Annotated in this window: 14 protein-coding genes and 1 pseudogene; 3 read left to right on the top strand and 12 right to left on the bottom strand. The window is 37.5% G+C overall.

Features of this window, described 5'->3' with window-relative positions:
* Nucleotides 1-201: 201 nt before the first annotated feature.
* Together V7Z48_RS11955 and V7Z48_RS11950 are read right to left on the bottom strand one after the other, a co-directional pair.
* Entirely contained in the window at nt 202-759 is a 558-nt protein-coding gene (locus tag V7Z48_RS11955) for a hypothetical protein (protein ID WP_334113755.1), read from the bottom strand.
* Nucleotides 760-780: 21 nt separating this feature from the next.
* On the bottom strand, nt 781-1,506 hold the full coding sequence (locus tag V7Z48_RS11950; protein WP_334113754.1) for a superoxide dismutase: 726 nt from the start codon (nt 1,504-1,506) through the stop codon (nt 781-783).
* 227 nt (nt 1,507-1,733) lie between these two features.
* Here V7Z48_RS11950 and hemN point away from each other — a divergent pair, with 227 nt between their 5' ends.
* Both hemN and V7Z48_RS11940 read left to right on the top strand, forming a co-directional pair.
* Nucleotides 1,734-3,098 carry an oxygen-independent coproporphyrinogen III oxidase gene (hemN, locus tag V7Z48_RS11945; protein WP_334113753.1) on the top strand — a complete coding sequence of 455 codons (1,365 nt, stop codon included), beginning with the start codon at nt 1,734-1,736 and terminating at the stop codon, nt 3,096-3,098.
* A gap of 61 nt (nt 3,099-3,159) precedes the next feature.
* On the top strand, nt 3,160-3,993 hold the full coding sequence (locus tag V7Z48_RS11940) for a universal stress protein (protein ID WP_334113752.1): 834 nt from the start codon (nt 3,160-3,162) through the stop codon (nt 3,991-3,993).
* A gap of 55 nt (nt 3,994-4,048) precedes the next feature.
* Here the strand turns inward: V7Z48_RS11940 and V7Z48_RS11935 are convergent, their stop codons facing one another.
* The 10 genes from V7Z48_RS11935 to V7Z48_RS11890 form a co-directional block, all read right to left on the bottom strand.
* Complete coding sequence (locus tag V7Z48_RS11935) at nt 4,049-4,750, bottom strand: sulfite exporter TauE/SafE family protein (RefSeq protein WP_334113750.1); 702 nt, start codon at nt 4,748-4,750, stop codon at nt 4,049-4,051.
* 50 nt (nt 4,751-4,800) lie between these two features.
* Nucleotides 4,801-5,247: a FixH family protein gene (locus tag V7Z48_RS11930; RefSeq protein ID WP_334113749.1), complete on the bottom strand. Its 447-nt coding sequence runs from the start codon at nt 5,245-5,247 to the stop codon at nt 4,801-4,803.
* A gap of 10 nt (nt 5,248-5,257) precedes the next feature.
* Nucleotides 5,258-6,682, bottom strand: coding sequence for a cytochrome c oxidase accessory protein CcoG (gene ccoG, locus V7Z48_RS11925; RefSeq protein ID WP_334113747.1), 1,425 nt, complete (start codon nt 6,680-6,682; stop codon nt 5,258-5,260).
* Nucleotides 6,683-6,704: 22 nt separating this feature from the next.
* On the bottom strand, nt 6,705-7,679 hold the full coding sequence (locus V7Z48_RS11920; protein ID WP_334113746.1) for a cbb3-type cytochrome c oxidase N-terminal domain-containing protein: 975 nt from the start codon (nt 7,677-7,679) through the stop codon (nt 6,705-6,707).
* Nucleotides 7,676-7,876 (bottom strand): CcoQ/FixQ family Cbb3-type cytochrome c oxidase assembly chaperone, encoded by a 201-nt coding sequence (locus tag V7Z48_RS11915; RefSeq protein ID WP_334113744.1) that lies wholly within the window; start codon nt 7,874-7,876, stop codon nt 7,676-7,678. The genes V7Z48_RS11920 and V7Z48_RS11915 overlap by 4 nt, the downstream gene beginning before the upstream one ends.
* A 6-nt stretch (nt 7,877-7,882) precedes the next feature.
* Nucleotides 7,883-10,072, bottom strand: a complete 2,190-nt coding sequence (gene ccoN / locus V7Z48_RS11910; RefSeq protein WP_334113743.1) for a cytochrome-c oxidase, cbb3-type subunit I — start codon at nt 10,070-10,072, stop codon at nt 7,883-7,885.
* Nucleotides 10,073-10,083: 11 nt separating this feature from the next.
* Nucleotides 10,084-10,275 (bottom strand): cbb3-type cytochrome oxidase assembly protein CcoS, encoded by a 192-nt coding sequence (ccoS, locus tag V7Z48_RS11905; protein ID WP_334113740.1) that lies wholly within the window; start codon nt 10,273-10,275, stop codon nt 10,084-10,086.
* Between the two features lie 81 nt (nt 10,276-10,356).
* A complete protein-coding gene (locus V7Z48_RS11900) occupies nt 10,357-12,732 on the bottom strand; it encodes a heavy metal translocating P-type ATPase (protein ID WP_334113739.1) in 2,376 nt (791 codons plus the stop codon).
* A 294-nt stretch (nt 12,733-13,026) separates the two neighbouring features.
* Nucleotides 13,027-14,970: a S9 family peptidase gene (locus V7Z48_RS11895; RefSeq protein ID WP_334113737.1), complete on the bottom strand. Its 1,944-nt coding sequence runs from the start codon at nt 14,968-14,970 to the stop codon at nt 13,027-13,029.
* A gap of 1 nt (nt 14,971) precedes the next feature.
* The gene (locus V7Z48_RS11890) at nt 14,972-18,160 is read right to left on the bottom strand and encodes a WD40/YVTN/BNR-like repeat-containing protein (RefSeq protein WP_334113736.1); all 3,189 of its coding nucleotides are present in this window, start codon (nt 18,158-18,160) and stop codon (nt 14,972-14,974) included.
* A 116-nt stretch (nt 18,161-18,276) separates the two neighbouring features.
* On the opposite strand from V7Z48_RS11890, the pseudogene V7Z48_RS11885 reads away from it, so the two are divergent.
* Nucleotides 18,277-18,835: pseudogene (locus V7Z48_RS11885) on the top strand (hypothetical protein); the annotation flags it as partial.

Below are 18,835 nucleotides of genomic sequence, written 5' to 3'. Positions count from 1 at the left end.
TTTGCCAGGCTTTCACAAAAACGTCTTGAGTAAGTTCATCTGCAATGTCGGCATCTTTTACAATATTATAGATAATACCATTAATGCTGTGATGGTACATTCCATAAAGCTTTTGGAATGCCTTTTCATTTTTATTTTGAAATTCTTGAACTAATTGTTCTATGTCTACCATTGGTAAATTTTGAAATTATACTGTATAGCTTATTCTATAATTCCTGCTGCTACAATTTTAAAGGCATTGTCCTTTTCCTTTTGCTCGCTAATTACAAATACTTTTCCTTTAATATTTTTATTGGCATCTTCACAGTCTATACACCAGCTCGAAGTAGAAAAACTCATGGCTGTTCTTCCGTTGTCATCGGTAACTACTGCTGGTATTTTACCAGTACTTTTATCGCCATTTGGAGTCCATATTTTAAGATTAGAGCTATTTATATCTGTAGTATTATTCGATTTTAACTCCATAATTTCTCCCGCGTAAGTAGTTTGCGGTTCTCCTTTAATTGAAGCTAGCAAAGCAACCGCACCAGCCTGATCACTAAAAACACCTTTGGTTGTTACATTGCTTTCATTCAAAACTTGTAAATCTAGTCGTATCTTTTTAATTTCTTTAGACATAGATTTAACAGCTTTTATCGGAGTCGACACCACGTTTGTTTCAGTTTCCGTGGTGTTGACTTCAGTTTCTTTTGGATCGTTTTTGCAAGAATTCAATGAAAAAACAAGAAGAATAAAATAAGTAAAGTGTTTTAATTTCATTTGTGTGATGTTAAGTTTTTATTATATCATTTTAGAAGCCACAACTTCCCAATTTACAATTCTAAGTATATTATTTAAATAGTCACCACGTTTGTTTTGGTATTTTAAATAATACGCATGCTCCCAAACATCAATGCCTAGAATAGGGTGACCCTTTTTTGTTTCAGATGCCATTAAAGGATTATCTTGATTGGCAGTAGAAGTGATAAATAATTGCTTGTCGCCATCTTGGCACAACCAAGCCCAACCAGAACCAAACTGTGTGGCACCAGCACTTTTCAATTCGTTCTGCATAGTTTCAACAGAGCCAAATGCATCGGTAATTTTAGTTTTTAAAGTATCAGGCATTGCGCCTCCAGGCTTAAGAACTTCCCAGTAAAGGCAATGGTTGTAATATCCGCCACCATTATTTCTAATAGCAGTAGGTAAATCTGAAGCTTTTAAAATGTCTTCTATGGTTTTTCCTGAAATATTTTTTTCGGCTAAGGCTTTATTTAAATTATTGGTATAACCTTGATGGTGTTTACTGTGATGAATTTCCATGGTCTGTGCATCAATCACCTCATTTAAAGCATCATAGCTGTATTCTAGTTTTGGTAGCTCGAATGTATTTGAAGCAGTCAATTCTTTAACGGTTTCTGCAGCTTCTTTTTCTTCGTTGTTTTTGCAACTTAATAGCATAGATGGCGTAAATACTAAACCGGTTGTTGCGATTCCTGTTAATTTTAAGAATTGTCTCTTTTTCATTTCTATAGATTATTTTCTGAATGTACTAGTTTGTAATAATTACTAAACTCTTTAATTCATTCCGAAATTACGTTAATTTTCTTAGAATTTAAAACCACAACTTTTCTTTTTTAGAAACCGCGAAGTTGTAATCGTTTAAAGATAGGGTATTAATTCTATGTTTATACATGATGCTCGTCATTTTTCGCACATCATAATTACCATAAATTTGTGATAATATTTTAGGTATGAGCACTTCGTTAATTAACAAATACAATGTGGCTGGACCGCGCTACACAAGCTATCCAACAGTTCCTTATTGGGACGAGACGGCTTTTGAGGTCTCAGTATATAAAAAGTTACTTATACAAACATTTCAAACCACCAATCAAACCGAAGGTATTGGCCTTTATATTCATTTACCATTTTGCGAGCAATTATGCACGTTTTGCGGTTGTAATAAGCGCATTACAAAAAGGCATGAGGTTGAAACACCTTACATAGAAACGCTCTTGAAAGAATGGCAAATCTATTGTGATTTATTGCCAGAGAAGCCCATTATAAAAGAGATTCACCTTGGCGGTGGTACGCCCACCTTTTTTGCACCAGAACGACTTCACTTTCTGATTAATAGCATAATTAGCAGTGCAGCGCTCGCAAATGGTTATGATTTCAGTTTTGAAGGACATCCTAACAACACTACGGAAGCACATTTACAAACCTTGTTTGATCTTGGTTTTAGACGTGTAAGTTTTGGGGTTCAAGATTATAATCTGAATATTCAAAAAGCCATTCATAGAGTTCAACCGTTTGAAAATGTGAAAAAGGTTACTGAATTAGCTAGAAAAGTTGGCTATACATCGGTTGGTCACGATTTAATTTTCGGTCTACCTTTTCAAACAGTGGCAAATGTTGTCAATACCATAAATTATACTAATCTGCTCAAGCCAGATCGCATAGCATTTTATAGCTATGCACACGTACCTTGGATAAAAGGTAACGGGCAACGTGGTTTTAAAGATGAAGATTTACCAACTCCTGAAAGTAAGCGACAACAGTATGAAACTGGTAAAAAATTGCTTGAAGAAATTGGCTATATTGAAATTGGCATGGATCATTTTGCACTAAAAACGGATTTGCTTTTTAAGGCAACTGAAAACAGCCACTTACATCGTAATTTTATGGGCTACTCAGCTTCAAAAACTTCTGTAATGATTGGCTTGGGTGTGTCCTCAATTAGCGATAGTTGGTTGGGTTTTGCACAAAATGAAAAATCTATAGAAGCCTATACAGAGCAAGTTAAAAACGGTAATTTACCCATATTTCGAGGTCATAATTTAACGTCAGAAGATCTTGTAATAAGACAACACATACTTAATTTAATGTGCAACTTTAAAACTAATTGGGATGAAGATAAAGAAAAATTCGATCAGCTTCCTGAGGTGTTAATAGCGCTCCAACCTTTTGAGCAAGACCATTTACTTACCATCAATGCCAATAATATTGAGGTGCATAACCAAGGTAAGCCGTTTATAAGAAATATTTGTATGGCTTTTGATTTACGCTTGAAGGCGCATCAGCCAAAAACACAGTTATTTTCGATGACTATATAATTTTATAACCGCAAAGGTTCCTTTAATAATGAGGAAACTAATTAACTAAATCACCATTATCATGAAAAAAATTATCGTTCCTGTAGATTTTTCTAAACATTCTGAATATGCAGCAGAGGCCGCAGCAATTTTGGCAAAACGAAATAATTCTGAAATTCTAGCAATCCACATGTTAGAACTATCTGAAACTTCGTTTTCTCAATCCGATTCTAATGACCAATTAAAAGACTTGTTTTTCATTAAAAGAGCCGAAAAGCAATTTGAAGATTTTATTAGTAAGAAATTCTTAAAAGATGTAAAGGTTACACCAATAGTCAAACGTTTTAAAGTTTTTCGCGAATTAAACGAAATCGCTAAAGCCGAACACGCCGATTTGGTCATTATGGGTTCGCACGGCACTAGTGGCATGAGCGAAATATTCATAGGCTCCAATACCGAGCGTGTGGTACGCCATTCGGATATTCCAGTGTTGGTCATTAAAAACAAGCCAAGTAATATGCATTTTGAAAATGTGGTTTACGGTTGCGATTTTACAGATGAATCGATTGCTTCTTACATTAAGGTTTCTAAGTTTTTTGAAAATATGGGAAGTAAACTGCACTTATTATTCATAAATCTACCTGATTTCGCATTTAAAAGTACCAATGAAATGGAGGCACGTGTGGCTGAATTTCTAAAGAAAACCGAAGGTAATTTGAAAAAACTAAACGATGTTGTTTATTTTTCAGATTATAATATAGAAAAGGGCATTTTGAATTACGCCAATAAAGTTGGCGCCGATTTAATAGCCGTGTCAACCCATGGCCGAAAAGGTATCGCCCATTTCTTTGAAGGTAGCATTTCTGAGGATATTGCCAATCACTCGGTGTTGCCGGTGATAACTTTTAGGATTTAAAAGTAGCTTCAATATTTAATAGCCAAAAAGCATCCTTAAATTAAGGGTGCTTTTTTTAATGACAATTCATTTCCGCCGACACCATTTCAACAATCGGAGCAGGAGAAATGTATGGAATACCGAGACCCAAACCTCTTAAAATAAACAAAGCTCCAATAATTACCACAAATACGGGAATTGCTTTTTGAATACGCTGTTTTATGGTGCTGTTAAGAAATTTACCTAAGTAGATAGCTGCGGTCATTAACGGAATAGTTCCTAAGCCAAACAAAACCATATACAAACTTCCTTGTGCATAACTGCCCATAGCGATGGCACCAAAAACGGCCATGTATACCAAACCACAAGGTAAAAATCCGTTGAGGAAACCAATGGTAAGAAAGGTATCGGCTGTCTTTTTATGCAGCGCTTGGCCTAAACTTTTTTTGATATAACCTATGGCTTGATAAAGTGGTTTTGCCAGATTAAATTTTCCAATATATTTATAAGGAAGAAGTACCACAACAATCATTAATATTCCGATAACAATAGAAAGCTGCTGTTGCATTCCGAAGATATACAAACTTTTGCCAATCAGCCCAAACACCAAACCAATGGTAGCATAAGCCAATAAGCGGCCAATGTGATACATGCTAATTTGAGTGATTTTTTTAAAGGAATTAGATCTATCTACTGGCAACATAAAAGCAATGGGTCCGCACATACCAACGCAGTGCAAACTCCCCAATAATCCTAATATAAAAGCCGAATAGAGCATTAATTGTATTTTAAATTATTTACTAACCATAAACCCTAAACCAAAAACCACTAATATGTAATATTTTCTTTAAATAAATATTTAATATTCTTATAAACCCATTCAACTGAAAGGTTCCAACGACCATCTAATAAACGATTGTCAGGTACGAGCAATGTGTGATTAGACAATGAAATTGACATTTCAAAGTCCAGATTTTTATTAGATGGTCTATAAAGGAACACTTTTCCGTTTATTTCATTGGTATCTATGTTTTTAGGAAAGGTAATAAGCATACCTTCAGTTGTTTTTTTCCAAGTAATTTGTTCGCTTAAGTTATTAGCATTTTCTTCATTTTTAATTGACTCTTGAAATTTAAGTTCTTGTTGGTAGTAATTTTCAACTACCAAGTCGTGATCGTATTTATCGTTGGTTAACATACTTATTACAAAATACATGATAAAGGCTACAAAGCCTATAAATGCTAATACGATGGCAGTTCCCCAGTTAATTTTCATTTGTTTGTTATTAATAGCTTCTTGGACCCAAGAAATTTACTTCTGTGGTTTCAATGAGCTGTTCGTTATTATAAATATCGATGGTTAGTTTGTTTTTGTCTCCTTTTAGTAAATTCTTTTTTAATTCTATAAACAACGTACCTTCTGCAAAGCCTTCTGCTGGAACAATAATTTGGTTGTTTTCATGTGCTACCACATTGATAGTTCCTTTAATCCCACGAATTTCAAATCTTACATTATCAAAATCGTTGATGGTTTTATTCAATAATTTATAGGTGAAAACGTTGCTCACTATATTATCGTCTTTGTATTCATATCGTTGGCCGGGAAGTCTAAGAATTTTAGCATCAACATCGGTTCGTAACGCTAGCATACCCAAAAGAATACCAGTTAAAATAATGAGTACGGCTATATAGCCTTTCATACGATTTGTAATCTTGAACTTTTCTTTCTTTTCAATCTCGTTTTCGCTGGCATATCTAATAAGGCCTTTAGGTAGCCCAACTTTTTCCATAATGTCATCGCACTCATCTATACATGCGGTACAATTAACACATTCTAATTGCGTTCCGTTTCTAATATCAATATTAGTTGGACACACATGAACGCACTGAAAACAATCAATACAGTCGCCATGACCAAGTGCCTTTCTATCTTCATTTTTACGCCATTTTTTACGGCCGTTTTCGTCTTCGCCTCGTTTGTGATCGTAGGCAACAACAATGGATTTATTATCCAGTAAAACACCTTGCAGTCTACCGTATGGACAAGCGATGATGCAAACTTGCTCTCTAAACCAAGCAAAAATAAAATAGAAAACCGCAGTGAAAATTAGTAGGGGGAATAAAGTCCCTAAATTATCGGCTGGACCTTCACTCACGTATCTTAGTAATTTATCGCTTCCGATAAGATAGGCTAGAAAAATATTTGAAATTAAAAATGAGATAAATAAAAAAATGCTCCATTTAAAAAGTCGTTTTCTTATTTTTTCCGCATTCCATTTTTGTTTGTCTAAACGAATTTGCTTATTTCTGTCCCCATCAATCCAATATTCTATGCGTCTAAAAACCATTTCCATAAAAATGGTTTGCGGACAAATCCAGCCGCAAAAAATTCTACCAAATCCAACGGTAAACAAGATGATGAAAATGACGCCAATAATCATTGATATCACAAACAAATGAAAATCTTGTGGCCAAAAAGGAAATCCGAAAATATTAAAACGGCGTTCTAATACATTGAACATCAAAAATTGGTTACCATTTATTTTTATAAACGGACTAACAAATAAGAAAGCCAATAAAATATAGCTTACCAGCTTTCTTTTTTCATATAATGGACCCGAAGGTTTTTTTGGATATACCCAATTGCGCTTGCCGTCTTTGTTGACGGTGCCAATCGAATCTCTAAAGATTTCGTTTTCTGGGGTTTCCATTTGGGAGCTATTAAATTTTTATTTAATTCTTGGCAACAGTAGTTTCTTCAACTGAAGTAGTTTCCTCTTCAATTTCTGTTTCATCACCCTGATTTTCTACGTCAGATTCAGTTTTATCATTCTCGGCTGGTTCAACTAGTTCACCTTCTGGGGGTTTAGGATTTGCAGGTGTTGTACCTTGAAATTGCAGCACATAGCTTGCAACTTGTGCCATTTCTAGAGGTTTTAATTCAGTTTTCCATGGCACCATGCCTTTACCAGCGCGACCACCTTCAGAAATAGTTTCAAATACACCTTTGATATCATTTCCTAATATCCAGTAATTATCTGCCAAGTTTGGTCCAATGCCACCACCACCGTCGGCCATATGACAGGCAACGCAGTTGGCTTCGAAAACTTTTCGTCCGGCACTTAAATCGGAAGCATCGGTTAAAAGTTCAACGGTATTGACATCTACTAAATTTTTATTGGCCTTTTTATAGGCTGCAATAGCCTCATTTGCAAAGGCATATTCTGTTTTTAATTCCACATATTGATCATCAGCATTAAAAATGTGGTATCTAGCCATATATACCACACCAAAAATAATGGTGAGGTAAAAACCGTAAACCCACCATGGCGGTAAGGCATTGTCTAATTCTTTTATACCATCGTAGTTGTGGTCTAAAATAATTTCGGCTTCTTCTTTAAGTGGTTTGGTACGTGTTAATTTGGCATAGATTTTATCAAACCACGCAAATTTTATGGTTTTATTCTGTGCTGCTAGGTAGCGTTCTTTTCCAGCCTCATCCAAACTTTGAAATAGTATATTGTCAATAGACGATACAACGCCTTCAATGGCGATAAGAATAAAAAGTACCAACAGTAAAAATATAAGTACAATAGGTTGCTCTAAAAAAGCTGGTTTTTCAACCGAAGGCACAAAATATTCAACCAAACCGGCTATTATGAAAAATATAACTGGAATTCTAAGATACGATGGGATTAACTTTCTCATGATAAATGGTCGTTTTGGTTATCTAACTCGTCCTTGTCTAGCGGAATATTACTCACATTTTTGATATATTCTTTCTTAGCTGTAATCACCCAATAAAATAGAATTACAAAAAAGAGGAAGAATATCAGTAGTGAAATGATTGGATATATTTCAATACCGCTAATACTATCCATATGGTTTTTTACAAATTTTAACATGGCTAATTAGTTTTGTGCTGTTTGGTTATCTGAATCCTTTGCTTTAATGTCGGTTCCTAATCGCTGTAAATAGGCGATAAGGGCAACAATTTCTCTATTTCGCATTTCTACGAATTCGTCTCCAGCTGCTTGTTTATCTGATTCGTAATTGGCAGCGAAATCGGGGTCTGTATATAAATTCTCTTCAATTTGAGTACCTTGTTCTAGCATATGTTTTTGCGCATTTGCAATCTCTTCCTCGGTATAAGGAACTCCCAAATTCACCATCACTTTCATTTTCTTTTCTATCTGAGATTTATCCAGCTCATTGGTAATTAACCATTGGTAGGCAGGCATAATAGATTCGTTATTCATCGCCTGCGGATCGTACATGTGGTTAAAATGCCAGCTATCGTTGTATTTGCCACCTACGCGGTGCAAATCAGGTCCGGTACGTTTACTTCCCCATAAAAACGGGTGGTCGTATACAAATTCGCCAGCCTTAGAAAATTCGCCATAGCGTTCTACTTCACTTCTAAATGGGCGCACCATTTGCGAATGGCAACCTACACAGCCTTCACGGATGTAAATATCTCTACCTTCAAGTTCTAAAGGTGTATATGGTTTAACGCTGCTTATTGTTGGGATATTAGATTTTATAACCAAGGTTGGTACTATTTGTACCAAACCTCCAATTAAAATAGCAACAGTGGCATATATGGTCAACAAGACAGGTTTACGTTCTAACCAGGTGTGCCAACCTTCGCCAGCAACTCTGTGTTTTGACACGTGCTGCAATGCGGGTGCTTCGGCTAATTCGTCTTGTACGGTGCTGCCAGATCTAACGGTTGCAATCACATTGTAAACAAGTACTAGCATACCACCAATATAGAGTGTGCCACCAATAGCACGCATCCAGTACATTGGCATAATTTCGGTAACAGTGTAAAGGAAATTTCCATAAACTAAGGTGCCGTCTGAATTGAAATCTTTCCACATACTCGCTTGAGTAAAACCAGCAACATACATTGGTAAGGCATATAAAATAATACCTAGAGTGCCGACCCAGAAATGTAAATTGGCGAGTCCGACGGAATATATCTTAGTTTTGAATAATCTAGGAATTAACCAGTAAATCATACCAAAGGCTAAGAAACCGTTCCAAGCTAGGGCTCCAACGTGCACGTGGGCGATAATCCAATCGGTAAAATGTGCAATAGCATTTACGTTTTTTAGTGACAGCATTGGGCCTTCAAAAGTGGCCATTCCGTAACCGGTAATCGCAACCACCATGAATTTTAGAACAGGATCAACGCGAACTTTATCCCACGCACCACGCAAGGTTAACAAGCCGTTAATCATACCACCCCAAGATGGTGCGATAAGCATTACTGAAAAGGCTACTCCTAGGTTTTGAGCCCATTCAGGTAGAGCAGTGTAAAGCAAATGGTGTGGTCCAGCCCAGATATAAATAAAAATTAAAGACCAAAAGTGAACAATGGATAATCTATAAGAATAAACAGGTCTGTTTGCCGCTTTTGGCACAAAGTAATACATCAAACCTAAAAACGGAGTGGTTAAAAAGAAAGCCACAGCATTATGTCCGTACCACCATTGCACTAGCGCATCTTGCACACCTGCATAAACCGAGTAGCTTTTTAAACCGCTTACGGGCAATGAAAGACTATTAAAAATATGTAAAACTGCAACGGTTACGAAAGTAGCAAGGTAAAACCAAATGGCCACATATAAGTGTCGTTGGCGACGTTTTAAAATGGTGCCAATCATATTGATACCAAAGGCTACCCAAATAATAGCGATAGCAATGTCAAAAGGCCATTCAAGTTCGGCGTATTCTTTAGAGCTGGTATAACCCAAAGGCAGTGTTATAGCAGCACCAACGATAATAAGTTGCCAACCCCAAAAGTTTAGTTTACTTAAAAAGTCGCTGTACATTCTGGCTTTTAGCAAACGCTGTAAGGAGTAATAAACTCCGGCAAAAATAGCGTTGCCCACAAAAGCAAAAATAACCGCGTTGGTATGCAATGGACGTAAACGCCCGAAGCTTAACCAAGATATGCCATCGGTGAGGTTAGGAAACAAGAATAAAAATGCCAGTAGTAGTCCTACTAACATTCCTACAACTCCCCAAAGTATGGTGGCATAGAGAAAATTTTTAACGATTTTGTTATCGTAGTAAAATTGTTGCATTTCCATAGTTAGTGTGATTAGTCTTTTTTAGTTTGTGATTTTATAGATTTAGATGGTGATTTCTTAACAAGTTCATCATCAAAAAGCATTCTTACGGAAGGAGTATAGGAATCGTCGTACTGGCCTTTTCTTACGGCAAATACAAAAGCTGCAAAAAAAACAAGTGCTACAATAACACTTACAGCCAATAAAATATAAATGACACTCATACCTTTTAAATGTGGATTCAAAAATAGACCTGATGCTCGGTTGCTAAAATGACAATGGTCATGTTTAAAGGTTTTTCTGTTTTATTTTTTTAATTTCTTGCCTATTACATTTGTACAAATTGTAGTGAAAATCACGATACTTATAGAACTTAAAGGCATTAAAATAGCCGCTATTACAGGGGAAAGCTGACCTGTAACTGCAAAATATAAACCAACGACGTTATACATAAACGAAAGGACAAAGGCCCATTTAATAATTTTGATTGCTTGTTTTGAAAGGTCGAGATAAGTATTGAGTTGATTAAATTTTGTGGCATCCAAAATAGCATCACAAGCAGGCGAGAACACGTTCACATTTTCTGAAATAGCAATACCTACTTCACTTTGAGCCAAAGCACCGGCATCATTTAAACCGTCGCCAATCATTAGAATACGTTGACCCTCGGTTTGATGATGTGCAATATATTCTAGCTTGTCTTCGGGTTTCTGATTGAATAAGAGCTTTGTTTTGGCAGGTAATAATTTTTTTAGATTTTCAAATTCACCGTCATTGTCTCCTGAAAGAATGGTAAGTTCGTAGTAATTTCTTAATTGGTTGAACAATTTGGTTAAGCCTTGACGGTATTGGTTATAAAAGGTGAATTTTCCTTTGTAATTATTGTTGGTGCTTATGTGCACTGCCGTGTTGACAACTTGATTATCGGCAGCTCCAACAAATTGAGCTGAGCCAATTTTTATTTCATTTGAATTGTATTTTGCAGCTATGCCTTTACCTAGGTATTCCTGATAATCATCTAATGTCAAAATTTGTTGCGATGCCAACAAATCGTAAAGACTTCTGCTCAAAGGATGATTCGATTGTCGTAAGGAGCTTTTTAGTAATATCGATTCCTCGCTAGATAATGGCATACCTTCATATGTGGCATCGGCAGATTGTCCTGAGGTAATCGTTCCGGTTTTATCAAAAATAATACTATTGATTTTGGCCAATCGCTCAATGACTGAGGCGTTTTTCAAATAAAATTTATCTCGACCAAATATTCTGAGAATGTTTCCTAAGGTAAAAGGTGCGGCTAAGGCAATGGCGCATGGACAGGCGATAATTAAAACCGCTGTAAAGACATTCATCGCTTTAGAAGCATCGGTAAACAACCAATATGCTGTTGCAATCACAGCAATACTCAAGACGTAAATGGTGAATTGTTTGCTGATACTATTGGTAAGCGTTTCGAAGGCACTTTCTTTGTTTTTTGAAAATACGTCATTACCCCAAAGTTGTGTGAGATAACTTTGTTCAACAGCTTTTAAAGCTTCAATTTCTATCACGCCGTGGGTTTGTTTTCCGCCAGCAAATAGTTTATCGCCAGATGTTTTTGAAATCACTTTAGATTCGCCAGTCACAAAACTATAATCTATTTTGGCCTTGCCTTTTATAAGAATGGCATCCACAGGAATTAATTCATAATTTCTTATAAGTAGTCGGTCACCTTCTTTAATATCGTAAACTTGAATTGGTACTTCGCTTTGGTCTTTGTTAATTTTAGTAACTGCGATAGGGAAGTAGCTCTTATAGTTTCTTTCAAAGGATAAGAATGAATAAGTTTTCTGCTGAAAAAATTTACCCAGCAACAAGAAGAAAATCAATCCTGTGAAACTGTCGAAGAATCCAGAACCTAAATCGAAAGCTATCTCAACCGTACTTCTAAGAAACAGCACGGCTGCACCAAGTGCAATCGGCACATCAATATTTAAAATTTTAGCGCGCAGCCCTTTGTAGGCCGAAATAAAATAATCTTGAGCCGCATAGAATAGCACAGGCACCGAAAAGACAAACATCAACCAACGAAATAGATTTTTGTACTGGTCTAGCCAGTATTCATCTACTTCAAAATATTCCGGAAATGATAAGAACATCACATTGCCAAAGGCAAATCCAGCAACTCCTAGTTTGTAAATTAGGGATCGATTGATGGCACTGGTACCTTTTCCGAAGTCGTCTAAACTTATGTAAGGTTCGTAGCCAATAGTACTTAGGAGAATAACAATTTCTTTGAGATTAGTTTTCTTTGGCGAATAGCTAATGCGCACATTTTTTTTACCAAAATTAACTTGGGAATCACTGATGCCTTTTTGAAGTTTTTTCAGATTTTCTAAAACCCAAATACAGGAACTGCAATGAATATGAGGAATGTAAAGCGTTACAATTTCTAAAGTATCATCTTTAAACTCCAGTAATTTATCAATAATGGCATCCTGCACGAGGAAATCGTATTTGCCTTCAATATCTAACGGTGTTGCGCCAGGCGCTGCCTGCATATCGTAGTAACAGGTTAAATCATTTTCAGAAAATATGTCGTAAACGGTTTTGCAACCATTACAACAGAATTCTTTTTCGTCGTGTTTAATGATGTTTGCGTCGCAAGCGTCTCCGCAGTGATAACATGTTGGTGTACTCATTTATACAATTGCTCTAATATCTAATACCTGGTTGCAAAGATGGGCTGGTAAGCATTTTTAAACTATGATATTGGTCAGTTGGTAATTTGAAATTAAAAATTTAAGAATGTCTTTATTTATTCAATCTCTCCGCGGTTCACAGAGTTTTTTTAATTTGAACATTTTGCGCCCTTTGTGCAATGCTTCTTGTACTTCATGGTTGAAAAGATTATTATATAGCCATCACCTTTCGATCAGACATAAAAAAAGACACCCAAACGGATGCCTTTTTGTGAACTATTTTATTAAAACGCTTTATTCTGCCTTAATCGCTCCGGACCGAATTTCACCATCGGTTGTAGGCTGGTCTTCTTTTAAATATTTGTCTAAAAACTGCACGATGCGGCTATAGGCTTCAATTTGATTTTCTTTTTTCACAAAACCGTGACCTTCATCTTCAAACAGTACATATTCCACTGGTACACCATTGGCTCTCACGCCAGCAACAATTTCATCAGACTCTACTTGAAGTACTCTTGGGTCTGTAGCACCTTGCAATACCATGAGTGGTTTGGTTACTTTCTCGGTGTGGAATAATGGTGAAATTCGTTTTAATCTAACCGAGTCAGCAGTGTAGGGGTCACCCAATTCCAAATACAAAGCTTTGCGTTGTGCCTCCCAATACGGCGGAATGCTTTTTAAGGTTCTAATCCAGTTGGTTACACCATAAATATTAACGCCAACTGCAAATTCTTCGGGTGTGTAAGTGAGCGCTACCATGGTCATGTAACCACCGTAAGAACCGCCCATGATGCCTATTTTAGAGGCGTCAATTTCGGGTTGGGTAGTGAGCCAATTTTTACCTTCCACACAGTCTTGTAAATCTTTTTCACCATGGTTCAGGTCATCCATTTGGTAAAATGTTTTCCCGTAACCACTGCTGCCTCGATTGTTAACTGCCAAAACAGCATAACCTTGGTTGAGCATGTATTGCATTAATGGATTGTAAGTTTGACGTGTTTGTCCGCCAGGTCCACCGTGCACCCAAATCATAGCAGGTACTTTGTTATCGGCTGAAGCTTGGTGCGGTAAATAATAGATAGCTGGTATTTCAACACCATCGAAAGATTTAAATCTGACAACCGTGGCATTGACTAAATCTTCTTCATTGATTGCTTCGTTTAGTACATTGGTTAATCGGTAGTGGGTTGAAGTTGCTAAGTTATAGGTGTACATATCTGATGGCGTTCCTGATCCGCTAACGAACATTCGCATCATACTTTCGTCGTTGGAAAAAACTACGTTGCTAATGCTTTTATCATCAAAATCGGGTAGTTGCACAGCATCGCCTGAAAGGTTGTCAATTATTTCGATATCCGTTTTTCCATCGTTGTTCACATAAATGGTCATGTAAGTTCCTTGTTCAGAAATACTACAACCTAGAATATCCCAATTGCGCTCCATAATTTTTTCTTTGTCGCCAGTTTTCAAATTATAGCCCATTAAGTATAAGAATTCAGAATCAACATCGGTAGTGTAATACAAATAATTGTTGTCTTTGGAGAAATCTTGCGCATTGTTGCCACTTTGGGTACTATTGATTTTAATTGTTTTTCCAGTGTTCAGGTTATGAACAAACAATTCGCTATCGTTGGTATTAATTGCTTTTGTAAAGGCTATGTGCTGTTTGTCATCGGACATGGCGTTGAATTGCATGCCATCGTTATTTTGAAAGATAAGCTTGGTACTGAAATCATTAATGTTCAATTCATATAAATCGAAGTATTTGGGATCTCTTTTATTCGAACCAAAAAAGAAGCTTTGTTGGTCTTTAGCCCAACGATAGAAAGCTGATTTGGCACCTTTTTCAGGCGTTAAATCGGTGATGACGCCTGTTGTATCACGCAGATAGATATGATTAATTTCATCGCCATTGCCGTCGGCACTAAACAATAGTCTATCATCATTTGGAAAAAACGAAATACTGTAAATAGAGGTGCTATCGGAAGCTGTTATCGGCGTGTAATCGCCACCAGTAGCTGGAATCGTGTATAAATTGTAAATTCCGGTTCGGTTACTTGAGATAAGGACTTTAGAATTGTCAAAAGACAAACTTCCACCGCGCACGGCTTCGTTGTCCATAAACTGTGCAATGCTATAAGATTGCACCTTAGTTGGTGTTGTTGCGTTGTTTTCGGCTTGCTTTTCTTTGCAGGCGAAAACACTCAATAGGAAAAGAAAGATTGATAAAAGTCTCATATTAGAAAGTTTTAGTTGGTTTAAATGTGGAAATAGAAAGCGATTCCATGTTGTTTTTATAGCTAGACCAATTCTCAGTAAAAAATTCATTGGTTTTTTCGATGGCTTTGTTTAGGTGGTTTTTGGCATGATTAATCAAATTAGTTTCGGTTGCTGTAATACCGTTTTGACGCGAACGCACATAACTTGCTGCGGTGTAAATCCGTTGCATGACGTTTATTTCTGGGCTTCGTACAATGCCTTGTCGGTCGTCTTCTTTGCCGAGAAAGATATCAATAACGGCATCAATTTCCTTGATTACTTTGGTAGATTGATCGATGGGGTCCTTGTATTTGTCTTTATCTAAACTGCTGAGGTCTTTTTTATATTTTTCAGCAATTTCCTTGCTTTTAACTAATTGTTTGACCGCATCGGCCGCTAGTTGTTGCATGGTTTCGATGTTTTTTGAAGTATTGTAAACTTCGTTTATGCCCGTTTGATTAATGTTTAATCTCGGGTCTGATGCCACGGTAACTGTGGATTCAGAAGAAGTTTCGCTGTTACTTAATACAGCCTTGAAGGTGCCCGGATTTACATCAAAACCGCCAGGCTCTTCAGTTCTTGTTCTGCTGCTTCTAGAAGGTCTATCTACACCCGCTTCATCCATGTACCAGGTCCATTTGTGAATGCCAGCATCTTTGGGCGCCTTTTGCTTTAAGGTTCTGATAAGTCGGTCGCCATCGTAAATTTTAAGGAATAAACTATCTGAAGCTTTTTTAGTATCGGTTGAATCTTTTTCAGTATCAGCCTTTTCAGAATCAGTATTTTCAGCTTTTTCTCTCGGTTTAAAATAATATGAAAATATGGCGCCACCAGGTCGATTATCTCCAGCAAACATAGCATCGGCACTAAATCTGCTTCCCGTAGGTTGCTGGTAAGCGGCTTGATAAGCAACTGGCGGATTGAACAGTATTACATCTGAATCTATGGCTTTAGGATTTTTAGCTAATTCACGTAAAGGTCTGATATCGTCCATTACCCAAGCAGCACGACCAAAAGTACCAATCACCAAATCGTGCTCACGCGGATGTATTACTAAATCAATCACAGGGACGGTTGGGAAACCTTCGGTCCATTTGGTCCAGTTTTCACCAGCGTTGGTGGAGTAGTAGAGTCCGTCGTCGGTTCCTAAAAACAAGAGGTTTGGTTCCTCTAAATCCTCAACAATAGCTAAGGTGAAACTGAGTACATCGTCTTCATCAACAATGCGTTTCCATGTTTTTCCGTAATCTTTGGTGCGGTAGGCGTAAGGCATGTAGTTATCGCGTCGGTAATCGTTGGCAATCAATAAGGCTTCACCTTTATTTTTATTAGAAGCTTTTATTTGCGCAATCCAACTTCCTTCGGGCAAGCCTTTGATGTTTTTGGTGACATCAACCCAATTAGTTCCACCATTTGTAGTGTAATGCACCTTACCATCGTCGGTGCCAATCCACATCATATCTTTTTCAACGGGTGAAGGTTCAATCACTAAAATGGTACAATGGTTTTCGGCCCCAGTGGCATCTAGTGTTAAACCACCACTTTCTGATTGGTTTTGCTTTTCGGGATTGTCGGTTGTTAAATCCGGAGAAATAATGCTCCAAGTATCACCTTTATCGGTTGATTTGTGCACAAACTGACTTCCGAAGTAAATGGTGCTGTTATCGAAAGGATCGATATTAATTGCTGAATTCCAATTGAATCGCAATTTCGCATCAGCATCTGGATGGGTTGGTTTTACGCTGTAATTATTACCAGTTTCCCAATCGTATCGCGATACATTTCCACCTTGACTCATAGACCAGCCAAAACGAGCGTCGTCTTTATCGGGTACTACATCAAAGCCATCACCAAAGCTAATTTCCTGCCAGTACGAGTTTCTGATACTTTGTGCACGCCACACATAAGCAGGACCCCGCCAAGAGCCGTTGTCTTGCATACCGCCATAAACGTTATAAGGTATTTCGTTATCTACATTGATATGGTAAAATTGCGATACTGGAATATTACCAGCAAAACGCCAGCTTTTACCACCATCGCGGGTAATGTTAAGACCGCCATCGTTGCCGTCTATCATATAATTGCCATTTTCAGGGTGAATCCACCAAGCGTGATGATCGGGGTGAACACCATTATTTACGCCGTATGCCGGCATGAGCATTTCAAAACTTTTACCGCCGTCTTCGCTTACATTCACATAGGTGAAAATGGAGTAAACGCGGTTTTCGTTTTGCGGATCCACATATATTTCAGAATAATAAAAAGGTCGGTCGCCAAATTCTCTGGTATTGCTATTCACCAAATTCCAGGTGAAACCACCATCGTTACTGCGGTAAAAACCATTCTTTTTGGCTTCAACGATGGCATAAACAATATTTGGTTTATTGCGCGCTATGGCTACACCAATTCTACCCAAGTCACCTTTAGGCAAACCGTCATCTGCTGTAATTTGTTTCCAGTTATCGCCACCATCGTGGGTCATGTATAAACCAGAACCTTTTCCACCCGAATTAAAAAACCAAGGATCGCGTTTGTGTTCCCACAGGGTTGCGATGAGTTTGTTGGGGTTTTTGGGGTCCATTACCAAATCGGCCACCCCAGTTTTATTGTTTGCAAACAAGATTTGTTTCCAGGATTTGCCGCCATCGGTAGTTTTATAAACGCCTCTTTCGGGATGTTCGCCCCAGGGAGAACCAATGGCACCTGCGTAAACGACATTAGGATTTGTGGGATCTACCACAATACGATGGATGTGTCTGGTTTTTTCCAAACCCATAGGAATCCAAGATTTGCCAGCGTCTAAAGACTTGTAAATGCCATAGCCGCCATTAAGACTGTTTCGTGGATTTCCTTCGCCAGTACCAACCCAAATAACACTGGGATTGGACTGCTGTATGGCAACGGCGCCGATAGAAGCGGTGACTTCCTTATCAAAAATGGGTTTCCATGTAATGCCGCCGGACTCGGATTTCCATAAACCACCAGAAGCTGTGCCAGCATAAATAATATCGGGATTGGAATGTACCGCATCTATGGCAGTAACACGCCCCGACATGCCACCCGGACCGATATTGCGGGGTTTCATGTTTTTTAAAAAGTCTTGCGGAATGGTTTGTGCGGATAAAGTGATGGTGATGAAAAACACCAGGAGAAGTTGTATTGGTTTCATTATAATAAGTTAGTTAATTAGTGAGCACAAGTTATATATTTAATGTGAATTTAATTCTTAATCTCATGTTAATCCCACTTGATTCCACTCCCAAAAAATAGTACTTTTACAAAGCTATGAGAATTAATAATAAATCTTCAGGTTTTGTATTTAAACCATACGAGGCACCTAATTTATCGCCTTTTGATAAGCTGTTTGAAATTTTTACAGAACTTATTACCTATACTTCTGGCGATTTTGATGAAGCCATTGATTGGCTCAAGCAGCTTGACAAAGAATATAAACTCACCACCGCAGAATACACGATTGACGATTTTATCGAAGATTTAAAAAAGAAAGGTTACATCCGCGAAGAAATCAAACCCGATGGCAAAGGAGGTTTAGGCATCACCGCTAAAACCGAGCAAGCCATTAGAAAACAAGCGCTTAATCATATCTTCGGAAAAATAAAACGCAGTGGCTCGGGCAATCACCGCAGCAAGCAAACAGGCATTGGCGATGAGCATACCGGAGAATTTAGAAATTACCAGTTTGGCGACGCCATTGAAAAGGTTAACATTACGGAAAGTTTACGAAATGCGCAAATAAATCACGGTATAGGAGATTTTACTATAAGCGAAGACGATTTGGTAGTTGAAGATACTTTGCATAAATCGCAAATGAGCACGGTTTTGA

Source organism: Paucihalobacter sp. (assembly GCF_036825875.1).
Lineage (GTDB): Bacteria > Bacteroidota > Bacteroidia > Flavobacteriales > Flavobacteriaceae > Paucihalobacter.
This window is presented reverse-complemented; position numbering and strand designations above follow the sequence as displayed.